The sequence below is a fragment of the Streptomyces sp. NPDC047315 genome, assembly GCF_040643215.1.
Lineage (GTDB): Bacteria > Actinomycetota > Actinomycetes > Streptomycetales > Streptomycetaceae > Streptomyces.
This window is the reverse complement of sequence record NZ_JBEYTZ010000001.1, coordinates 305,705-323,312: the sequence shown is the minus strand read 5'-3', so window position 1 is coordinate 323,312 and position 17,608 is coordinate 305,705. Positions and strand designations below refer to the sequence as shown.

The following is a 17,608-nucleotide window of genomic DNA, read 5'->3' as shown; positions in this document are numbered from 1 at the left end:
CCGCTCGGGAGCCCCCATGGGACGTTACGTGATCCGGCGTCTGCTCCAGATGATCCCGGTCTTCTTCGGCACCACCCTGCTGATCTTCCTCATGGTCAACGTGATGGGCGACCCCATCGCCGGACTCTGCGGCCAGATCCAGTGCGACCCGGCGACCACCGCCCAACTCCGCGCCCAGTACGGCCTCGACAAGCCCCTGTGGCAGCAATACCTGAGCTACATGGGCCACGTCTTCACCGGGGACTTCGGGACCGCCTTCAACGGGCAGCCCGTCACCGAGCTGATGGCGAACGCCTTCCCCGTCACCATCCGGCTCACCCTGGTCGCCATCGCCTTCGAGATCGTCATCGGCATCACCCTCGGCGTGCTCACCGGGCTGCGCCGCGGCCGGCCCGTCGACACCGGGGTCCTGCTGCTCACCCTCGTCGTGATCTCCGTGCCGACCTTCGTCACCGGACTGCTCCTGCAACTGCTGCTGGGCGTCGAGTGGGGCGTCATCAAACCCGCCGTGTCGCCCGGGGCGCCGCTGGACGAACTCATCGTCCCCGGTCTGGTCCTCGCCTCCGTCTCCCTCGCCTACGTCACCCGGCTCACCCGCACCTCGATCGCCGAGAACGCCCGCTCCGACTACGTGCGCACCGCCAAGGCCAAGGGGCTGCCGCGGCACCGGGTGGTCACCCACCACCTGCTGCGCAACTCCCTCATCCCGGTCGTCACCTTCATCGGCACCGACATCGGCGCGCTGATGGGCGGCGCCATCGTCACCGAGCGGATCTTCAACATCCACGGCGTCGGCTACCAGCTCTACCAGGGCATCGTGCGCCAGAACACCCAGACCGTGGTCGGCTTCGTGACCGTGCTGGTGCTGGTCTTCCTGCTCGCCAACCTGCTCGTCGACCTGCTGTACGCCGTACTCGACCCGAGGATCCGCTATGCCTGAGCAGCCACCCGAGCGGTTCGACGAAGGCGGGGCCATCGCGCCGACCGGCGCGGGCGGCACCATGGACCTCGCCACGGCCGAAGGCGCCACGCTGGAGAAGATTCCGGGAGGGCCGCTGGGCACCGGACCCGCGGGCAAGCCGCGCAGCCTGTGGTCCGACGCCTGGCGCGACCTGCGCCGCAACCCCGTCTTCATCGTCTCCGCGCTGATCATCCTCTTCCTGATCGTGATCGCGATCTGGCCGCAGGCCATCACCTCCGGCAACCCCCTCGACTGCGACCTCGCCAAGTCCCAGGAGGGCTCCCAGCCCGGGCACCCCTTCGGCTTCGACGGCCAGGGCTGTGACGTCTACACCCGCACCGTGTACGGCGCCCGCGCATCCGTCACCGTCGGCATCTGCGCCACCCTCGGCGTCGCCCTCCTCGGCTCCGTGCTCGGCGGCCTCGCCGGCTTCTTCGGCGGCGCCGGCGACGCACTGCTGTCCCGGCTCACCGACATCTTCTTCGGCATCCCCGTGATCCTCGGCGGACTCGTCCTGCTCTCCGTCGTCACCAGCACCACCGTCTGGCCCGTGATCGGCTTCATGGTGCTGCTCGGCTGGCCGCAGATCTCCCGGATCGCCCGCGGCTCCGTCATCACCGCCAAGCAGAACGACTACGTGCACGCCGCCCGCGCCCTCGGCGCGTCCAACTCCCGCATCCTGCTGCGCCACATCGCGCCCAACGCCGTCGCGCCCGTCATCGTCGTCGCCACCATCGCCCTGGGCACGTACATCTCCCTGGAGGCGACCCTGTCCTACCTGGGCGTCGGCCTCAAACCGCCCACCGTCTCCTGGGGCATCGACATCTCGGCCGCCTCCCCCTACATCCGCAACGCCCCGCACATGCTGCTGTGGCCCGCCGGCGCGCTGGCGATCACCGTGCTGGCGTTCATCATGCTCGGCGACGCGGTGCGCGACGCCCTCGACCCCAAGCTGCGCTGAGGAGTGCCGGCATGCTGCTCGAAGTACGCGACCTGCACGTGGAGTTCCGCACCCGCGACGGCGTCGCCCGGGCCGTGAACGGGGTGAGCTACCACGTCGACGAGGGCGAGACGCTGGCCGTGCTCGGCGAATCCGGCTCCGGCAAGTCGGTCACCGCCCAGGCCGTCCTCGGCATCCTCGACACCCCGCCCGGCAAGATCACCGCCGGGCAGGTCCTCTTCCGCGGCCGGGACCTGCTCGCGCTGGAGGAGGCCGAACGCCGCAAGGTCCGCGGCGCCGACATCGCCATGATCTTCCAGGACGCGCTCTCCGCGCTGAACCCGGTGCTCAGCGTCGGCGCCCAACTCGCCGAGATGTTCACCGTCCACCGCGGCCTGAAGAAGAAGGAGGCGCGGGCCAAGGCCGTGCAGCTGATGGAGCGCGTCGGCATCCCCGCCGCGGCCGAACGCGTCGGCGACTACCCGCACCAGTTCTCCGGCGGCATGCGCCAACGCATCATGATCGCCATGGCGCTGGCCCTCCAACCCGCGCTGATCATCGCCGACGAACCCACCACCGCGCTCGACGTCACCGTCCAGGCCCAGGTCATGGACCTGCTCGCGGAGCTGCGCGACGAGTACGCCATGGGTCTCGTCCTGATCACCCACGACCTCGGCGTCGTCGCGGACGTCGCCGACCGCATCGCCGTGATGTACGCCGGCCGCATCGTGGAGAGCGCCCCCGTCCACGACATCTACAAGGCCCCGGCCCACCCCTACACCCGCGGGCTGCTCGACTCCATCCCGCGGCTGGACCGCAAGGGCCAGGAGCTCTCCGCGATCAGCGGCCTGCCGCCGAACCTGATGGCCGTCCCGCCCGGCTGCGCCTTCCACCCCCGCTGCCCGCTGGTCCGCGACGTGTGCCGCACCGACGAGCCGCCGCTGTACGAGGCGGGCGAGGGGCGGCACAGCGCCTGCCACTTCTGGCGGGACACCCTGGCCGGCCGGCGCGACTGGCAGGGCGAGGAGGCCCCCGGTGCCTGAGACGATCATCGAGGTGCGCGACCTGGTCAAGCACTACCCCCTCACCCGGGGCGTCCTGTTCAAGAAGCAGATCGGCGCGGTGCGCGCGGTCGACGGAGTGGACCTCGACCTGTACCGGGGCGAGACGCTGGGCATCGTCGGCGAGTCCGGCTGCGGCAAGTCCACCCTCGCCAAGATGCTGGTGCACCTGGAGCGCCCCACCTCCGGCGCGATCCGCTACAAGGGCGAGGACATCACCAAGCTGTCCGGCCGTGCCCTCAAGGCCGTGCGCCGCAACATCCAGATGGTGTTCCAGGACCCGTACACCTCGCTCAACCCCAGGATGACCGTCGGCGACATCATCGGCGAGCCGTACGACATCCACCCCGAGGCGGCCCCCAAGGGCGACCGGCGGCGCCGGGTGCAGGAACTGCTGGACGTGGTGGGCCTCAACCCCGAGTACGTCAACCGCTACCCGCACCAGTTCAGCGGTGGCCAGCGGCAGCGCATCGGCATCGCGCGCGGCCTCGCGCTGCGGCCGGAGGTGATCGTCGCCGACGAACCGGTGTCCGCGCTGGACGTCTCCGTCCAGGCGCAGGTGGTGAACCTGCTGGACCGGCTCCAGGACGAGTTCGGGCTCTCGTACGTCTTCATCGCCCACGACCTGTCCGTGGTGCGGCACATCTCCGACCGGGTGGGGGTGATGTACCTGGGGCGGGTCGTCGAACTCGGCCGGGACGAGGAGATCTACGACCACCCCACCCACCCGTACACCCAGGCGCTGCTCTCCGCGGTGCCGGTGCCGGACCCCGATGCGCGCGAGCACCGGGACCGGATCATCCTGCACGGGGACGTGCCGTCGCCGGCGCACATCCCCTCCGGCTGCCGCTTCCGCACCCGCTGCTGGAAGGCGCAGGAGCGGTGCGCGCTGGAGGTGCCGCTGCTGGCGGTCCCCGCGGAGTTCCGCCACGCGGAGGAGGGGCCGGCGCGGCACCCGTCGGCGTGCCACTTCGCGGAGGAGCGGCGGGTGGTGCCGCCGGAGCCGCCGTCGGAGTCACCGCCCCGGGAGTGACCCCGTTTACCTCCGGGCAACGTGCCCGACGCGGTTCCGATATACGCGCCCGCCAAGCTCTCCTCACGGCCGTGCGGGTGCCGTCCCCGGCCGGGACGCCCTTCCACCGCGCCCCGGCCGGTCGCCCCCGCCCGTGAGGTCAGCGGGCGAGGCTCCTTTGGAGGAACGCCACCTGGACGCGGAGGAGGTTCTCCGCGACTTCCTCTTGAGGTGTCATGTGGGTCACGCCGCTCAGGGGGAGCACCTCGTGGGGGCGGCCCGCGGCAAGGAGTGCCGAGGAGAGCCGTAGGGAGTGCGCGACCAGCACGTTGTCGTCGGCCAGGCCGTGGATCAGCATCAACGGCCGCACCGGCTCCTGCGCCCCGCTCAACCCCTCGTCCGTCACCAGCGAGTTCGCCGCGTACACCTCCGGCTGCTCCCTCGGGTCCCCGAGGTACCGCTCCATGTAGTGCGTGTCGTACAGCCGATGGTCGGTGCCCGCCGCGCCCGCGATCGCCGCGTGGAAGACGTCCGGCCGCCGCAGCACGGCGAGCGCCGCCAGCGAACCGCCGTAGGACCAGCCGCGGATGGCGACCCGGTCCAGGTCCAGCGGGAACGTCGCGGCGAGCGCGTGCAGCGCCTCCACCTGGTCGTCGACGGAGTGCAGGAACAGGTGGTCCTTGACCGACTTCTCCCACGCGGGGGAGCGGCCCGGCGTGCCCCGCCCGTCCGCGACGACCACCGCGAAGCCCTGGTCGGCGAACCACTGCGAGGTCAGGTACGGATGGTGCGCCGCGTACACCCGCTGCCCGTGCGGCCCGCCGTACGGGTCCATCAGCACCGGCAGCGGGCCGTCCGACTCCCGGTGGCCTGTCGGCAGCAGCACCGCGCACGGGATGCGCCGCGGCCCCGCCTCGCACAGCCGGGGCCGCGCGGTGATCACCGGCTGCTCGGCGTACGAGGCGACCGTGGCCACGCACTTGCCGTCGCGCAGGACCTGGAAGGTCGAGCCCGTGATGTCGGGGCGCGCGGACGCGAGCACGGTCACCGCGCCCGCGCGGACCGCGGTGTGCACCCCCGGGCCCTCGGAGACCCGGGCAACGCCGAGTTCGTTGACCCGGTACACATGGACCTCGCCGATCTCCGGCTCCGCCGCCTCCTCGCCGGCCGACGCGGTCACCAGCACGTCGTCGTCGCCGACGTCGAGGACCGCCCGCACGTGCAGCGCCGCCGTGGTCAACACCCGGTCGCCGACGCACAGTACGCGCGCCCCGCCCTCGTCGGCGATGCGGACGAGCCGTCCGTCGGGCGCCCGGTCCGGCACCCCGGGGAAAAGATCCAGCCAATCTGGATCTTCGTCGACGTGGACGGTCCGGGTCGCCCCGGACGCGGTGTCGACGGTGAGGCACCGCTGGGTCTTCTGGTCGCGCGCCTGGACGAGCAGCAGCGGCGCACCGGCGCTCGACCACTGCACCCGCGCGAGGTACGGGTGGCGCGCCCGGTCCCAGACGACCTCGGTGCGCTCGCCGTCCAGGTCGACCAGGAAGAGCCGTACGTCCGCGTTGGGCGTGCCGGCGAAGGGGTACGCGACGGACTGCGGCTCCCGGTCCGGGTGCGCCGGGTCCGACAGCCACGCGCGCCGCACCTCCCGCTCGTCGACCCGCGCCACCAGCAGCCGGTCCGAGTCGGGCGACCACCAGAAGCCGCGCTTGCGCCCCATCTCCTCGGCCGCGACGAACTCCGCGAGGCCGTAGGAGATCCGGTCCTCCTCGGGCGCGACGAGAACCCGGTCGCCCTCGCCGGCCACCTCGGCGACGTGCAGTGCGCCGCCCGCCGCGTACGCCACGTACCGTCCGTCCGGCGAGGGCCGGGGGTCGATCACCGGTCCCCGCACGGGCAGTTCCCGGGTCGTTCCGGTGGCCGGTTCCGAGGCGAACAGACGTCCGGAGAGCGCGAAGGCCACCAACTCGCCGGACGCGTCCAGGGCGTAGTCCACGATGCCCGCGGCCCCCTCCCGACTGCGTTCGCGCCGGGCCCGCTCCGCCGTCGACAGCCGCTCCGCCGCGCCGCCGAGCAGTGCGCCCGGGGCCGCCACCAGGCGTTCCGCCGGCGGAGCCGCGCCCTGCTCCGTATTGTCGGGATTTCGGGAACCCGGCAGGTCCAGTGCCCACAGCCCGCCCGCGGGATCGGTCCGGGACGCGGATCGCAGGAAGATCACCCGTGATCCGTCCGGTGCGATGGTGAACGCCCGGGGCGCACCGAGAGTAAAGCGTTGTGTACGAGCGAACTGGCGGGGAAAAGAAAGCTTGTTCCGCGTGGTCATGTGACCGAACCTAGCGGGCGTGCGCCCCGCGTGCTGCCGTGCACCAACCGATGCGTGGGCGTGGATAGTTATGATCCGTAGCGCGAGGTGGGTAGGAACCATCTGGCACGTGCGACCTGCCCGTCCCGACCGAGTCTCTGTGGAGGTGAACCGCCGTGGCACTCTCGATTTCGGCGGTGGTGCTGCTGGCGATCGTCGTCTTCCTGCTGATCCGGAAGTCCGGGCTCAAGGGCGGGCATGCGGTTGTCTGCGTGTTGTTCGGTTTCTTTCTCGCGAGCTCGTCCTTCGAGCCCACGATCACCGACCTGACGACGAGCGTGGCCGACATGGTCGGCGACCTCAAGTTCTGACGGTCCGACCACCGGCGTCCGAACGAGCCGTCGCCCCGGCGGCTCGACCCCGGACGTCCCCTTCACCTCCGGCCCGGCTTCACCCCCGGCCCGGCGGGACCGCCGACCAGCGGATCCGATGGCCGGAGGATCACGTTCCGCGGCGGCGGTCCGGCCTTCCCTCGTAGGCTGTGTGCATGACGGACCTTCCCACCCGTCGTCTGCTCCTCGTGCACGCGCACCCGGACGACGAGTCGATCACGAACGGCGCCACGATGGCCCGCTACGCCGCCGACGGCGTGCGGGTCACCCTGGTCACCTGCACGCTCGGCGAGGAGGGCGAGGTCATTCCGCCCGACCTCGCCCATCTCGCCGCCGACCGCGACGACGCGCTCGGCGCCCACCGCGTGGGCGAGCTGGCCGCGGCGATGAAGGAGCTGGGCGTCACCGACCACCGCTTCCTGGGCGGGCAGGGGCGCTATCGCGACTCCGGGATGATGGGGCTCCCGCAGAACCGCCGCGAGAACGCGTTCTGGAGCACCCCCGTCGACGACGCGGCGCCGGACCTCGTCGAGGTCATCCGCTCCGTGCGTCCGCAGGTCCTGGTGACGTACGACCCGAACGGCGGCTACGGGCACCCCGACCACATCCAGGCCCACCGGGTCGCGATGCGCGCCGTCGAGTTGGCGGGGGAGCGGGCCTTCCGCCGCGACCTCGGGGAGCCCTGGGCCGTCGCCAAGGTGTACTGGACCCGGGTGCCCCGCTCGGTCGCCGAGGAGGGCTTCGCCCGGCTGCGGGCGCAGGGCGTGGAGTTCCCCGGGGTGGCCGGGCTGGACGACATCCCGGGCGTCGTGGACGACTCCGTCATCACCGCGGAGATCGACGGCCGCGCGTACGTCGGGCAGAAGGCGGCGGCGATGCGCGCACACGCCACCCAGATCGCCGTGGACGGGCCCTTCTTCGCGCTCTCCAACGACCTGGGGCAGCCGATCTTCACCACGGAGTACTTCGAGCTGGCCGAGGGCCGCTCGGGCGCGCCCGACGGGCAGCGGGAGGACGACCTGTTCGCCGGGATTGCCGGTGGCTCCGGCAGTGCGGCGGCGTCGGCGTGAGCGGGGGCCCCGGCGCCGGTCTGGCCCGCGACTGGACGACCCACCGGCCCCGACCGGGCCGCGTCGCCGCGTACGTCGGCCTCGTCGTCCTCGGCGCGCTCGTCGGCATTGCGGGTTCGCTGGTGCAAGCGGCCTGGCTCCCGGCCGGGTTGCTGCTCGCGCTCCTGGGGTCCGCGGGCCTCTTCTACGGTGCGCGGGAGGCCACGGGCAACCAACTCGGCGTGCTGTCCGCGGCCGTCGGCTGGCTGGTGGCGATCGTGCTGCTCAGCATCGGACGGCCGGAGGGCGACGCGCTGTTCGGCGCTGGTATCGGGCCGCTGCTCTTCATCCTGGGCGGGATGGCGGTGGCTGTGATGTGTGCCACCTTGGGGCGTCCTTTGCAACCGGGCGGCCGTCCCGGTCGACTTGAGGGGTAGGAGCGGGACTCGATCGAGTGGGTCCGCGAAGAGTCCGGCCCGGCGCACGGCCCCCGATGTTGCGGGCCGCACGGCGCCCGCCTGTGAACCCGTCGGAATGAGGCTTTCCACAGTCGTGGGGTGAGCGTCAGCGACGGCCAGTATGGTGGTGCGCGCCGCCGAGCCGCCCTCAGCACGTGGAACACAGTAAGAAGCGGGCGGCGAAGCCAACCGGGAGATCCTGCTTTGAGTCGTGAAACTGACAGTTCGTCCTCCGGGCCTCAGGGGCGCGGCGGAGCCGCGTACCCCTCGGGGACGCCGCCGTACGGTTCGCGCCGCTACGCCGGCGCGGCGGCCGGTGCCGACGGTGAGCCGAAGCCGGACGCGGCCAAGTCCGAGCCCAAGACCGAGACGACGATCACCACCCGAATCCGCATCAACATCCCCGGGTCGCGGCCCATTCCGCCCGTGGTGATGCGCAAGCCCGTGAGCGAATCGGAGTCCGCGGCGCCGCCGCCCGGCGCCGGTGGGGAGGCCGAGGCCGAGCGCACGGCGGCCATGCCGGTGTTCGACGCGACGGCCCCACCGCCCGCACCCGCGCCCCAGGCGGGTGCCGGTGGCGGTATGGGCACCGGCATCGAGCCGCGGCCCGACGCCGGCGGCGCGGCTGGCGCGGAGCCTGCCAGCGACTGGTTCGCGCCGCGCAAGTCCGGCACCAACGGCGCCGGTCTGCGGGTGCCCACGGGCCCGCCCGGGACCCCGACCGCGGGCACCACGACCGGCGGGGCGAACGGTTCCGCCGGCGCACCGCCGCGGAGTTCGCTGAGCGACCTCGCGGGCGGCACGGCCGCGGCCGGTGCGGGTGCGGGTGCTTCCGCGCCGGCTCAGGCGCCGGGGCCGCAGACGCCCCCGTTGGGCGTGCGCCCGCCGGCGAAGGGACGGAAGGGGCCCCAGGGCCCCACCACGGGTCCTGCGCAGGGCACCATGCCGGTCGCCCCGGGCGCCGGCCCCGGTGCACCCGGGGCGCCCCGGATGTCCGACGACACGGCCGTGCTGACGCCGCAGAAGCCCGCGCCCGTGCCCCCCGGCGCGGGTCCTGGCGCAGGTCCCGGGGGCAACGTCTCCGGTGACACGCTCACCAGCGGCGTGCCGGTCGTCAAGCCGGAGCCCTCCGGGTTCCCCGCCGGGCCGAACGGTGCCGCGGCGGCGCCCCCCGGCGCGGCCACGCCGCCGTCGAAGCCGTCGGGCCCCTCGGCGTCGCCCTCCTCCCCCTCGTCGCGCCCCGCGCCGCCGCCCGTCAAGAAGAAGGGCCGCTCCAAGCTGGTCCTCGTCGGAGTGGCCGCCGTCGGCGCGGTCGGCGTCGCCTACGGCGCCGGTCTGCTGCTGAACCACTCCGACGTGCCGAAGAGCACCACCGTCCTCGGCGTCGACATCGGCGGCGGCACCCGCGAGCAGGCCGTCGGCAAGCTCGAAGGCGCCCTCGGCAAGCGCGCGGCGGCCCCGCTGAAGCTCTCCGTCGGCGGCAAGGAGGTCGAACTGGCCCCGGACAAGGCGGGCCTCTCCCTCGACAGCCAGACGACCGTGCGCAACGCGGCCGGCAGCGACTACAACCCCGTGTCGGTGATCGGCTCGCTGTTCGGCGGCGAACGCGTCGCCGAGCCCGTGATCGTCGTGGACGAGGAGAAGCTCCGGGCCGCCCTCACCGACCTGGCCGGCACCGCCGGCTCCGCGGTCGAGGGCACCATCAAGTTCGAACCGGGCGAGGTCGTCCTCGTACCCGGCAAGGCGGGCCAGTCGCTGGACGCGGACCGCTCGCTGCTGATGGTCAAGGACGCGTACCGGGCGCAGGTCGAGAAGGGGCAGCCGAAGACGGTCGAACTGCCCGTCGCCGAGCGCGAACCGTCGATCACGCAGGCGGAGCTGGACCGGGCGAAGAAGGAGTTCGCCGACCCCGCGATGTCCGGGCTGATCACGATCCAGGCGGGCGGCAAGAAGATCGACTTCGGACCGAACCGGTCGCTGCCGCAGATCCTGTCGATGAAGGCGATCGACGGGAAGCTGGTGGAGGTCTACGACAAGGAGGCGATCGCCGAGCTGGTGGGCGGTACGTTCCAGGGCGTGATGATCACGAAGGGCGACGGGAAGCGGCACCAGCTGGGCCCGGACGACATCGCCCAGGCGATGGGCCCGGCGCTGCGGGGCAAGACGAAGCAGGAACGCACGGCAGAAATCAGCCTCGACTGACGCGCCCCTGCGTCCCCCTGCGGGCTGCGCACGCTGCCACCACAACGCACCCGCGGTTTCCCTGCGGGTGCGTTGGTCTCCGCGGCCCGGTGGTCGGCTGAGCGCGCAGTTCCTCCCCCTGTGCCCTGCGGGCACGGGGGGACCCCCAGCGCTCCTAGACACCCCCGCCGTTCCCCTGCGGGAGCATCGGTCTCCGCGGACCGGTGGTGGGCTTGTCGCGCAGTTCCCCGCGCCCCTAAAGACCCTCGCCGTCGCGGCTTGCGTGATGGGCCACCCACAGCCCCGCAGGTACGCCACGAGGGCAGCGAATCAGGGGCGCGGGGAACTGCGCGATCAGCCACCCACGGTCCGCGGAGACCAACGCTTCCGCAGGGTTACGGCGGGGGTGTCTAGGGGCGCTGGGGTCCCCCACGCCCTCTGGGCACAGGGGGAGGAACTGCGCGCCCAGCCGACCACCGGGCCGCACGCGCCAGCGCACCCGCAGGGGCCGACGCTCTCGTTAGTTGAGCCTGGCTCGGGCTGCGCGGGCCCGTGAGCGCAGCGTCTCCGCGGTGCTTGGCTCCACCCCCGCCACCACCTCCGCATACGCCTCCAACTCCGCCGCGCCCCGCACGAACTCCCCCCGCTGGACCAGCAGTTCCGCCCGCTCGTAGCGCAGTCGCGCCGGGTGGGAGGGGAGGGCCAGCGCGAGGTCCACCGCCCACAGGGCCACCGCCGACTGCTCGGGGCGGGCCGTCGCCCAGGCCCGGATGTTGTTCAGCACCCGCACCACCACCTCCAGCACCGGCGCCGGCCGCAGCGTCGAGGCGTCGGGCGGCACCCCCGTCGCGCCCGCCACCATCAGCGCGGCTTCCGGGCCCGTCAGCACCCGTCCGCCCGCGAACGGGTCCGCGAGCACCTGGTCCTCCGGCGGGCCGAAGCCGACGACGAAGTGCCCGGGCAGCGCCACCCCGTACACCGGCGCCCCCGCCCGCCGGGCCACCTCCACCCAGACGATCGACAGCAGGATCGGCAGCCCGCGCCGCCGCTCCAACACCTTGTGCAGCAGCGAGGAGTCGAGCCGGCGGTAGTCGGCGGGGGTGCCGTGGAAGCCGTGCTCCTCGCCGAGCAGCCGTTCCAGCGCCGTCGCCCACGCGCGCGGCGTGTGCAGGCCGTACGGGAGCTGCCCCGCCAGCCGGTCCAGTTCGATCTGCGCCGCGTCCACCCCGGCGTCGTCCAGCGCCGGATCGGCCACCTGCCCCAGCAGCAGGCACAGCAGCGCGAGGTCGGGCCGCTCGGCCCGGGCTTCCGCGGCGAACGCCTCCAGAGGGCCGTCCGCCCGCTGGCCGTCCGGCTCGTCACGCATCGAGGGGGCCTTCCGGCGCGCGGTAGTGGTGGTAGCTGTGATGCGTGGTGAAGCCCATGCCCTCGTAGAGCGCGCCCGCGCCCGCGTTGTCCGCCTCCACCTGGAGCCAGGCCGCCGACGCGCCCTCCTCCAGGGCCCGTCGTGCGAGGGCGGTCATCACGGCCGTGGCCAGCCCCCGGCGGCGCTGCGCCGGGTCCACCTCGACCGCCATGAAGCCGGCCCACCGGCCGTCCACCACGCAGCGCCCGATCGCCGCCGGTGCGTCCCGCCCGTCCGCGCCCTCGCCCGCCACGGACGCGAACCACACCGAGGGGCCGCCGCCCAGCACCTTCAGCACGTGCGCGCCGGGCTCCGCGGACCGCTGGTAGCGCCGCAGCCAGCCGGGCCCCAACTCGTCGATCGAGCGCGCGAGGGTCACCCGCGCCACGTCCGCGTCCAGGTCCCCGAGGGGCGCGAGGCCGGCGATCCGTACGTCCGCGGACACCTCGCGCCGCCAGCCGCGCCGTTCCAGCTCCGCGCAGAGCACCTCCTGCGTGCCCGCGGCGCCGGTCGCGGCCTGCACGTACGCCGGCAGTCCCCGCTCCGCGTACCATCCGCGCACCCGCGTCAGCGCCTCGTCGAGCGGGACGCCGGGGTCGCCGAGCGGCAGCGCCGAGTTCGCCCGCCGGGTGAAGCCGGTGGCGGTGCCGGAACGGGGGCCGCCCGGCGCCGCCTGGTACGCGGCCCGCAGCAGCCACTCGCCGAGCGGTTCGCTCTCCACCGGCTGCCAGGCCCGGGCGCAGACCCTGGTGAGTTCCAGGAAGTCCGTGGCCGGCAGCCCGCGGCGCCGCGCCGGGGCGGCCGGCACCACCTTGCCCGCCGCGAGCTCCCCCTCGGGCACCTGCACGGACCGCCCGTCGCGCCGGGTGATCACCAGCACACCCTCGTTCCACGATGTGAGAACGCCTACCGTGTCGGTGAACGCCCCACCGCCCTCCGCGGGGTCGACAAATCGTCTAATGGATACCCGTTTACCCACGTCAAGAGGTGTAATACGGACTTTGAGGCGACCGGCGCCGGCAATTTCCACTGCTCTGTGAGCCCCTCGTGTTCGGATCGTCTCCAGGAACGGAGATACTAGGGGCGGGCATCGACGACGCCGCGCTCCCGCGCAAGCCAAGAGCCCTACCGAGGAGGAACGACAGCGTGACCTACGTCATCGCGCAGCCTTGTGTCGACGTCAAGGACAAGGCATGCATCGAGGAGTGCCCCGTCGACTGCATCTACGAGGGCTCCCGGTCCTTGTACATCCACCCGGACGAATGCGTCGACTGCGGTGCGTGTGAGCCGGTCTGCCCCGTCGAGGCGATCTTCTACGAGGACGACACCCCGGAGGAGTGGAAGGACTACTACAAGGCGAACGTCGAGTTCTTCGACGAGCTGGGCTCTCCCGGCGGCGCCTCCAAGCTCGGGCTGATCGAGCGGGACCACCCCTTCATCGCCGCGCTGCCGCCGCAGAACGGCTGATCCGCCGGCGAGCGAGCCGATCCCTGCCGGTCCCGTACGGTCGACGTCCGTACGGGACCGTTGCGTTTCTCCCGCTGCGCCCGTCCCGCCTCGGCCCGTCCCGCCTCGGCCCCTCCCGCCTCACCCGTCCCGCTGTGCCCCCGTCCGCACGTACGAGAAAGAGAAAGCCCGTGCCCGCAGCTCCGTCAGCCCCCTCGGCCCCCTCCGGGGCCTCGCGCGTCTCGTCGCGCCTGCCCGTCTTCCCGTGGGACAAGCTGGAGCCGTACAAGGCGACGGCCGCGGCCCACGCGGACGGCATCGTGGACCTGTCCGTGGGCACCCCCGTGGACCCGGTCCCCGAGGTGATCCAGCGCGCCCTGACGGCCGCCGCGGACTCCCCGGGCTATCCGACGGTGTGGGGCACCCCCGCCCTGCGCGACGCGCTCACCGGGTGGGTCGGGCGACGGCTCGGCGCGGCCGGGGCGACGCACGCGAACGTGCTGCCCGTCGTCGGCTCCAAGGAGCTGGTGGCCTGGCTGCCCACCCAGCTCGGGCTGGGGCCGGGCGACGTGGTGGCCCACCCGCGGTTCGCCTACCCGACGTACGAGGTCGGCGCGCGGCTGTGCGGTGCGACCCCCGTCGCGTACGACGACCCCACGGAGCTGGACCCCGCCACTCTGAAGCTGCTCTGGCTCAACTCCCCCTCCAACCCCACCGGTCGCGTCCTGAGCAAGGACGAGCTGGTCCGGACCGTCGCCTGGGCGCGGGAGCACGGCGTCCTGGTCTTCAGCGACGAGTGCTACCTGGAGCTGGGGTGGGAGGCCGACCCGGTCTCGGTGCTGCACCCGGACGTCTGCGGCGGTGCGTACGAGGGCGTCGTCGCGGTCCACTCGCTCTCCAAGCGCTCGAACCTGGCCGGCTACCGGTCCGCGTTCATCGCCGGTGACGCCGCCGTCCTCGGCGAGCTGCTCCAGATCCGCAAGCACGGCGGCATGATGGTCCCCGCCCCGGTGCAGGCCGCCACGATCGCGGCGCTCGGCGACGACGCCCACGTGGCGGAGCAGCGGCAGCGGTACGCCGCCCGCCGCACCGCGCTGCGGGCGGCCCTGGAGGGCCACGGCTTCCGGATCGAGCACAGCGAGGCGGGCCTCTACCTGTGGGCGACCCGCGACGAGCCCTGCTGGAACACCGTGGCGCACCTCGCGGAGCTGGGCGTCCTGGTGGCCCCCGGCGACTTCTACGGGACGGCGGGGGAGCGCTTCGTACGGGTGGCGATCACGGCGACGGACGAGCGCGTGGCGGCGGCAGTCAAGCGCCTGACCGCGTAGCGGAGCTGCTGGCCGTACGCGTACGAGACCGTACGCGTACGTGACCGTACGCAGACGGAAGAAGGGCCCGGGAGCGCAGTGCTCCCGGGCCCTTCCGGCCGCTGCCGCCGGGTCGCCGTCAGCCGAGCGGCAGCCCCTGGGTCGGCAGACCGCCGCCCAGGGAGCCGGGGGCGAGGCCGCTGCTGCCGAGCGAGTCGGTCGCGGCGCCCGCGGTCTCGCCGAGCAGGCCGCCCGCGCTGCCCGCGGCGTCACCCGCGGTCTCCTGCGCGGCCGGGGCCGCCTTCTTGCCGGCTCCGCCGATCGCCTTGCCCGCGGCGGGGACGGTCTGCTCGACGGCCTTGCCGCCCGTCGCGCCGGCCAGCTCGGTCGTCTGCTGCGCCGCGCCGTCGACCGCGCCGCTGACGCCGTTCGCGTCCAGCGCCGTCAGTCCGCCCAGCGGCGCGGCCTGCCCGAGGTCCACGGCGCCGGCGGAGCCGGCCGCACCGAGCACGGGGGCTGCGCCCGCCGCGACGAGCAGCGCGGCACGGGCGATCCGGCGGGTCAGGGGGAGGGACATGATGCTCCTTGAGACGAGGGGTTGGGACCGGGAGGCACGGGGTCGTGCTGCCCAGACAACCGCTCAGGGGGGCCGGGAAGTTGCGGTGCGCAAAGGCAAAGAGTTGGCAATGCGTCGCATAATCGTCCCTGGCTGAAAACGGGCAAACGGCGCAGGGCTCGACCCCGTGCTGAACCGTCACTTCCCGGTGTTCCCTAGGGGATCGCCCGGGAGGGCCGTACGGTGCTCCCACGCCACCGGGGGCCATTGGAGTGACACGTCGGAACTACGCCCCGCGGGGGACGGCTCGCATCAGCGTGCGAGTCGGATACGCACCGATTCCTGCGCCGCGCCGGCGCCCGGGACCTCCGCGCCGGCCGCCGTCGCCCCGTCCGCACGGGACGGCGCCGAGTCGCCCGAGCCGTGCTTGCGCCAGCCCTCGTCGGACTTCTGCGCGCTCCAGACCCGGCCGGCGAACACGACTTCCTCGATGCCCAGTTCCTCGGCGCGCGCCACGGCCCAGTGCGCCAGCTCCCAGCCGCGCTGCTCGCCCGAGCCGAGGGCCCCGGGACGCACCGGCAGCGACAGCACCGACGGGCCGGCCCCGCCCTCGGCCGCTGCCCCCGACGGTCCGCCGGCCTCGCCCTCGGCCGGCCCGTCGGCCGGCCCGTCGGCCGCCTTGAGGCCGAACGCGCGCGTCAATTCCTTCCGCACCCGCGCCGGATCGCCCGCCGCCTCGACGCCGCCGCGCGGCGTGCACGTCAGCGACGCGCCCGACCGCCCCGTCAGCGCCGCGGCCAGCAGCGCCGCGTTCGGCTCGTGCTTCGCGTACGCCTGCGGGAAGCCGCTGCGCTGCACCTTCTGCGCGGCGACCGTCAGCGGCAGCCGCGAGTACCCCGGCACCTTCTCCAGGCCCTCGTAGAACTTCCCGGCGGCGTACACCGGGTCCATGACCTGCTCGGGGGTGCCCCACCCCTTCGACGGGCGCTGCTGGAACAGCCCCAGCGAATCCCGGTCGCCGTGGTCGATGTTGTACAGCGTCGACTCCTGCAGCGCGGTCGCCAGCGCGATGGTGACGGCCCGCTCGGGCAGCCCGCGCGTGGTGCCGACCGCGGAGATAGTCGCCGCGTTCGCCGCCTGCTCCGTACTCAACTCGTACGTCGGGCCGCCCCCGCCGGGCGCGGTGCGCACCGTGCAGCCGGGAACCGAACTCCCCGTCGACTGCTGCAACACGACGTAACCGATCAGCGCCAGGAGCGCGGCAGAGCCGGCGGCGGCCCGCACGGCGCGACTACCGCGCCGGCTGGAGGAGGCGGTTTCGGACACAGGCACACCGTACTAGGAGAACCGTCTCCGCAGGTCCCGGGCGTGTGGACGGCCGAAAACCGATGCCGCAGCCACCCGTCGGACGGTCGACCGCACCGCGCCGCGCGCCGCTAAGGTCGTCCGTATGTCGCCCACCGCACTCGATCTCACGCTCGCCGGCCCCGCCCTCACCGCCGCCCTCGTCGACTTCCCCTCCGTCAGCGGGGCGGAGGAGCCCCTCGCGGACGCCATCGAGACGGCGCTGCGCACCCTGCCCCACCTCACGGTCGGCAGGTACGGCAACAACGTGGTGGCCCGCACCCACCTCGGGCGCTCCGAGCGGGTGGTCCTCGCCGGGCACATCGACACCGTGCCCATCGCCGACAACGTCCCCTCCCGGCTCGACTCCGACGGAGTGCTGTGGGGCTGCGGCACCAGCGACATGAAGTCCGGCGTCGCGGTCCAACTGCGCATCGCCGCCACCGTCCCCGAGCCCAACCGCGACCTCACCTTCGTCTTCTACGACAACGAGGAGGTCGCCGCCCACCTCAACGGCCTCGGGCGGATCGCCGACGCCCACCCCGAGTGGCTGGCCGGCGACTTCGCCGTCCTGCTCGAACCCTCCGACGCCGAGGTCGAGGGCGGCTGCCAGGGCACCCTGCGCGTCCTGCTGAAGACGACGGGGGAGCGGGCCCACTCCGCGCGCAGTTGGATGGGCAGCAACGCCATCCACGCCGTCGCGCCGATCCTCGCCCGCCTCGCCTCCTACCAGCCGCGCCGCCCGGTCATCGACGGCCTCGAATACCGCGAGGGGCTGAACGCGGTGCGCATCGAGGGCGGGGTCGCCGGCAACGTCATCCCCGACGAGTGCACCGTCGCCGTCAACTACCGCTACGCCCCCGACCGCAGCGAGGAGGAGGCCCTCGCCCACGTCCACGAGGTCTTCGCCGACTGCGACGTCCACGAATTCGTCGTCGACGACCACTCGGGCGGTGCGCTGCCCGGGCTCTCGCACCCCGCCGCCGTCGCCTTCATGACGGCCGTCGGCGGCACGGCCCGGCCCAAGTTCGGCTGGACCGACGTCTCCCGCTTCAGCGCGCTCGGCGTGCCCGCGGTGAACTACGGGCCCGGTGACGCGCTGTACGCCCACAAGCGCGACGAGCACGTCGCCGTCGACCGCATCACGCAGTGTGAACAGCGGTTGCGCCAGTGGCTGACCAGCTGACGGGTTGA

At 73.3% G+C, this 17,608-nt stretch carries 16 protein-coding genes; 11 read left to right on the top strand and 5 right to left on the bottom strand.

The window, feature by feature from the left end; translation table 11 throughout:
• The first annotated feature begins 16 nt into the window (after positions 1 to 16).
• From ABZ842_RS01440 to ABZ842_RS01425, 4 genes are read left to right on the top strand one after another with little or no spacing between them, the layout of a single operon-like run.
• Complete coding sequence (locus ABZ842_RS01440; protein ID WP_361529682.1) at positions 17 to 940, top strand: ABC transporter permease; 924 nt, start codon at positions 17 to 19, stop codon at positions 938 to 940.
• A complete protein-coding gene (locus tag ABZ842_RS01435) occupies positions 933 to 1,922 on the top strand; it encodes an ABC transporter permease (RefSeq protein ID WP_361529679.1) in 990 nt (329 codons plus the stop codon). The genes ABZ842_RS01440 and ABZ842_RS01435 overlap by 8 nt, the downstream gene beginning before the upstream one ends.
• 11 nt (positions 1,923 to 1,933) lie before the next feature.
• Entirely contained in the window at positions 1,934 to 2,944 is a 1,011-nt protein-coding gene (locus tag ABZ842_RS01430; protein ID WP_361529676.1) for an ABC transporter ATP-binding protein, read from the top strand.
• Positions 2,937 to 3,995, top strand: a complete 1,059-nt coding sequence (locus tag ABZ842_RS01425) for a dipeptide ABC transporter ATP-binding protein (protein ID WP_361529673.1) — start codon at positions 2,937 to 2,939, stop codon at positions 3,993 to 3,995. The genes ABZ842_RS01430 and ABZ842_RS01425 overlap by 8 nt, the downstream gene beginning before the upstream one ends.
• A 139-nt stretch (positions 3,996 to 4,134) precedes the next feature.
• Here the strand turns inward: ABZ842_RS01425 and ABZ842_RS01420 are convergent, their stop codons facing one another.
• A complete protein-coding gene (locus ABZ842_RS01420; protein ID WP_361529670.1) occupies positions 4,135 to 6,297 on the bottom strand; it encodes a prolyl oligopeptidase family serine peptidase in 2,163 nt (720 codons plus the stop codon).
• Positions 6,298 to 6,452: 155 nt separating this feature from the next.
• Between ABZ842_RS01420 and ABZ842_RS01415 the strand changes: the two genes are divergently transcribed.
• The 4 genes from ABZ842_RS01415 to ABZ842_RS01400 all read left to right on the top strand — a co-directional run bounded on the left by ABZ842_RS01415 (position 6,453) and on the right by ABZ842_RS01400 (position 10,377).
• On the top strand, positions 6,453 to 6,647 hold the full coding sequence (locus ABZ842_RS01415; protein ID WP_361529667.1) for a hypothetical protein: 195 nt from the start codon (positions 6,453 to 6,455) through the stop codon (positions 6,645 to 6,647).
• A 176-nt stretch (positions 6,648 to 6,823) separates the two neighbouring features.
• On the top strand, positions 6,824 to 7,738 hold the full coding sequence (gene mshB, locus ABZ842_RS01410) for an N-acetyl-1-D-myo-inositol-2-amino-2-deoxy-alpha-D-glucopyranoside deacetylase (protein WP_361529664.1): 915 nt from the start codon (positions 6,824 to 6,826) through the stop codon (positions 7,736 to 7,738).
• Positions 7,735 to 8,154 (top strand): DUF6113 family protein, encoded by a 420-nt coding sequence (locus tag ABZ842_RS01405; RefSeq protein ID WP_361529661.1) that lies wholly within the window; start codon positions 7,735 to 7,737, stop codon positions 8,152 to 8,154. Before mshB ends, ABZ842_RS01405 begins: the two co-directional genes overlap by 4 nt.
• A gap of 225 nt (positions 8,155 to 8,379) precedes the next feature.
• Entirely contained in the window at positions 8,380 to 10,377 is a 1,998-nt protein-coding gene (locus tag ABZ842_RS01400) for a hypothetical protein (protein WP_361529658.1), read from the top strand.
• A gap of 499 nt (positions 10,378 to 10,876) precedes the next feature.
• On the opposite strand, the gene ABZ842_RS01395 is transcribed toward ABZ842_RS01400, so the two are convergent.
• On the bottom strand, positions 10,877 to 11,722 hold the full coding sequence (locus ABZ842_RS01395) for a transglutaminase-like domain-containing protein (RefSeq protein ID WP_361529655.1): 846 nt from the start codon (positions 11,720 to 11,722) through the stop codon (positions 10,877 to 10,879).
• Positions 11,715 to 12,791 (bottom strand): GNAT family N-acetyltransferase, encoded by a 1,077-nt coding sequence (locus ABZ842_RS01390; RefSeq protein WP_361529652.1) that lies wholly within the window; start codon positions 12,789 to 12,791, stop codon positions 11,715 to 11,717. Before ABZ842_RS01390 ends, ABZ842_RS01395 begins: the two co-directional genes overlap by 8 nt.
• Positions 12,792 to 12,907: 116 nt before the next feature.
• Between ABZ842_RS01390 and fdxA the strand changes: the two genes are divergently transcribed.
• Together fdxA and dapC are read left to right on the top strand one after the other, a co-directional pair.
• Positions 12,908 to 13,228, top strand: coding sequence for a ferredoxin (gene fdxA / locus ABZ842_RS01385; RefSeq protein WP_003985062.1), 321 nt, complete (start codon positions 12,908 to 12,910; stop codon positions 13,226 to 13,228).
• Between the two features lie 170 nt (positions 13,229 to 13,398).
• Entirely contained in the window at positions 13,399 to 14,535 is a 1,137-nt protein-coding gene (gene dapC, locus ABZ842_RS01380) for a succinyldiaminopimelate transaminase (RefSeq protein WP_361529649.1), read from the top strand.
• 118 nt (positions 14,536 to 14,653) lie between these two features.
• Here dapC and ABZ842_RS01375 read toward each other — a convergent pair whose 3' ends face one another.
• On the bottom strand, positions 14,654 to 15,091 hold the full coding sequence (locus tag ABZ842_RS01375; RefSeq protein ID WP_361529646.1) for an ATP-binding protein: 438 nt from the start codon (positions 15,089 to 15,091) through the stop codon (positions 14,654 to 14,656).
• Positions 15,092 to 15,382: 291 nt separating this feature from the next.
• The gene (locus ABZ842_RS01370; RefSeq protein ID WP_361529643.1) at positions 15,383 to 16,396 is read right to left on the bottom strand and encodes a hypothetical protein; all 1,014 of its coding nucleotides are present in this window, start codon (positions 16,394 to 16,396) and stop codon (positions 15,383 to 15,385) included.
• Between the two features lie 124 nt (positions 16,397 to 16,520).
• Here ABZ842_RS01370 and dapE point away from each other — a divergent pair, with 124 nt between their 5' ends.
• Positions 16,521 to 17,600 (top strand): succinyl-diaminopimelate desuccinylase, encoded by a 1,080-nt coding sequence (gene dapE, locus ABZ842_RS01365; RefSeq protein WP_361529640.1) that lies wholly within the window; start codon positions 16,521 to 16,523, stop codon positions 17,598 to 17,600.
• Positions 17,601 to 17,608 lie beyond the last annotated feature (8 nt).